Genomic DNA, 3,175 nt, shown 5'->3' on the forward strand with positions numbered 1-3,175 from the left:
CAGCCGGCCAGGGCGAGGCCGGAGGCGGCGGCGAGGGAGGTCAGCAGGGTGCGGCGGCCGAGAAGGCCGGGCTGCGACGGGTGTGCGGACACGCAGGAGCTCCAGGGGATCGGGGAAGGGGGCGGGCTGTGCGGACGGACCGTCCTGAGGCTCGGCTTGTGGCGGCTCGGCCTGCGGCACAGCGCCGGATAGTCTACGCAGGGCGTCGACGGCGGTGCCATGGTGCCGCTCACATCATCGGAGGGACGCCCGTCGGCCGGGCGGCCGCCGGAAGGTGGACGGCTGACATGACGACGGACGGTCGCCTCCGTCCGGGAGGCGGCCGTCCGTCGTCGGGATGACTGCGGCGCGCTCGGCGCCGCGGCGGGTCAGGGGATCAGAGTCCCTTGAGGGCGTCGGTGACCTCCTGCAGGCCCTCGCGCAGCAGCTCCTCAGAGATGGTGAGCGGGGGCAGGAAGCGGACCACGTTGCCGTAGGTGCCGCAGATGAGCAGGATGACGCCGGTCTGACGCACAGCCTGGGCGACCTTGCCGGTGAGTTCGGCGTCCGGGGCCCCGGTGGCCGGGTCCACGAACTCGAGCGCCATCATGGCGCCGCGGCCGCGGACCTCGCCGATGCGCTCGTCCGCGTTCTGCTCGAAGTGCTCGCGGATGATCCGCTCGATCCGCTGCGCGGCCTCCACCAGGCCCTGGGACTCGATGGTCTCTAAGACGCCGAGGGCGGCGGCGCAGGCCACCGGGTTGCCGCCGTAGGTGCCGCCGAGGCCGCCAGCGTGGACGGAGTCCATGATCTCGGCACGGCCGGTGACGGCGGACAGCGGCATGCCGCCGGCGATGCCCTTCGCGGTGGTGATCAGGTCCGGCTCGATGCCCTCGTGCTCGCAGGCGAACCAGGCGCCGGTGCGGGCGAAGCCGGACTGCACCTCGTCCGCGATGAACAGGACGCCGTTCTCACGGCACCAGTCCACCACGGTCTTGAGGAAGCCCTCGGCCGGGACGATGAAGCCGCCCTCGCCCTGCACGGGCTCCATGATGACGGCGGCCAGCGAGTCGGCGCCGATCTGCTTCTCCAGTGCGGAGATGGTCGCCTTGGCGGCGGCCACGCCGTCCAGCCCTCCGTCGCGCAGCGGGTAGGAGCCGGGGACGCGGTACACCTCCGGGGCGAACGGGCCGAAGGAGTGCTTGTACGGCATCTGCTTGGCGGTCAGTGCCATCGTCAGGGTGGTGCGGCCGTGGTAGGCGTGGTCGAACGCGGCGACGGCCTGGCGGCCGGTGTGGGCGCGGGCGACCTTGACGGCGTTCTCCACCGCCTCGGCACCGGAGTTGAACAGGGCAGTGCGGGTCTTCCCGGCGATGGGGGCCTTGGCGGCGAGCCGCTCGGCGACCTCCACGTAGCCCTCGTAGGGGGTCACCATGAAGCAGGTGTGGGTGAAGTCCGCGACCTGGGACTGGACCCTCTCCACCACGGCCGGCGCGGAGGCGCCCACGGAGGTGACGGCGATGCCGGAGCCGAGGTCGATCAGGCGGTTGCCGTCCACGTCCTCGAGGATGCCGTCGGCGGCGCGGGCCGCGTAGACCGGCATGGTCGGGGCGAGGGCGCCCGGGACGGCCTCGGCCTGACGGGCGGCCAGCTCGCGGGAGCGCGGGCCGGGGATCTCGGTGGCCAGGTGACGGGTCTGCTCCAGCGCGGGGCGCTCGGCGGTGCTCACTGCGGATCTCCTCCAGTTTTCGGGATCGGGCGGTTCTTCTGCGGCGATTCTCCGCTCACCCGGTCATGCTGTCCAATGATGATCAGGCATACGTCCTATGCTCTGTGGGCATGACGCATGCGGAGGCCGGACGACTGCCCGAACTGGACCCGCTGCTGGTGTCCGCCTTCCTCCGCACAGCGGAGGCCGGGACGGTGTCCGAGGCGGCGCGCCAGCTGGGCGTGGTCCAGCCTGCGCTGAGCCGTCAGCTGCAGCGGCTGGAGCGCCAGACGGGGCTGTCCCTGTTCACCCGGGGCGGGCCGCGGCTGCGCCTGACGCACACCGGGGAGGCGTTCCTGCCGGTCGCCCGCCGGCTGCTGGCCGAGCATCGCGCGGCAGGGCAGGCGGTGCAGATGCTGGCCGCCGGGCGGCTGGAGTCCCTCCGCTTCGCGGCACCGGGCACCACCCTGGTGGACATCGTGATCCCGTTCGTGGCGACCCTGTCCGAGGACGCGCCGCGGGCCGAGGTGGTGGAGACGGATCTGGACGACTCGCTCGTGCAGGCCGTGGCGCACCATGACCTGGTGGTGATGCCCTCCACGCCGCCGGACTCGGTGGCCTCCCTGCCGCTGGTCGAGGCGCCGGTCTGGGCGTACGTGGCCCCGCACCATCGCTGGGCCCGCCGGGGGAGGGTGGGTGTGCAGGAGCTCGCGGAGGAGCGGCTGGTGGTCCCGTCCCGCTCCTTCAAGTCCCGCCGCGTCCTGGACGGGGCGATGGAGGTCGCCGGGCTCACGGTGCCGGACGTCGCGGAGGTGAACTCGGGAAGGGTGGCCCAGGCGCTGGTGGCCACCGGTGCCGGGGTGGCCGTGGTGACGGAGGACCCGGCGTTCGACCTGGTGCCGCTGCGCCTGGAGTCCCGGGGCACGGACCTGTCCGTCGCCCTGCATGCGGCCTGGGCCCCGGACCACTACGGCGTGTCCACGCTGCAGGCGGTGGCCACGGACCTGCAGCGGTGGCTGCGCGGACGCTACCTGGGCTGATGGGGACGCTGTCTGGGCGGATGCGGACGGTGCCCGGGCCGCGCCGGTCACCGGTCTGCATCGATCGGCCCCGGGGTGCGGGTGGCGTTTCCCCGGCGCCGGTACTCTGCCTACCGTGACCTGCGCCGGACCGGCCGGTCCGGGGAGGAGCTCAGGAGGGGATCCGAGATGAACAGGAACGTCAAGCGGGGGATCTGGGTGGCCGCGCTGCTGGTCTGCCTGGCCGTGGTGTGGTTCTCCGTGCGAGGGCTCTTCGCCTTCGGCGAGGTGCCCATCAGCCAGGCCCCGACGACGGCCCCCTCGCCGTCCGTGACCACGTCCGCCTCACCGGAGACCTCCCCGACGACCTCGACGTCCCCCTCCGGGGCGTCCGACCCCGCGCCGTCCGACCCCGCGCCGTCCGAGTCCCGGCCGGCCGCCTCGTCGCGTCGACCACCGCGGAGCCCGG

General features: G+C 73.4%; 3 protein-coding genes. 1 reads left to right on the plus strand and 2 read right to left on the minus strand.

Features of this window, described 5'->3' with window-relative positions; all coding sequences use genetic code 11:
* Positions 1-376: 376 nt before the first annotated feature.
* Complete coding sequence (gene gabT, locus AC2W7A_RS10935) at positions 377-1,708, minus strand: 4-aminobutyrate--2-oxoglutarate transaminase (protein WP_485991377.1); 1,332 nt, start codon at positions 1,706-1,708, stop codon at positions 377-379.
* A 110-nt stretch (positions 1,709-1,818) separates the two neighbouring features.
* Here gabT and AC2W7A_RS10940 point away from each other — a divergent pair, with 110 nt between their 5' ends.
* Entirely contained in the window at positions 1,819-2,727 is a 909-nt protein-coding gene (locus AC2W7A_RS10940; protein WP_485991378.1) for a LysR family transcriptional regulator, read from the plus strand.
* Between the two features lie 110 nt (positions 2,728-2,837).
* Here AC2W7A_RS10940 and AC2W7A_RS10945 read toward each other — a convergent pair.
* Positions 2,838-3,175 (minus strand): hypothetical protein (locus AC2W7A_RS10945; protein ID WP_485991379.1); only part of this gene is annotated, 338 nt, incomplete at its 5' end.

It is taken from the genome of Micrococcus sp. LASM2_SD2 (assembly GCF_057364565.1).

Bases quoted from the DNA above. Each gene is read 5' to 3' on its own strand.
- AC2W7A_RS10940 (WP_485991378.1), top strand. From the start codon at position 1,819: ATGACGCATGCGGAGGCCGGACGACTGCCCGAACTGGACCCGCTGCTG.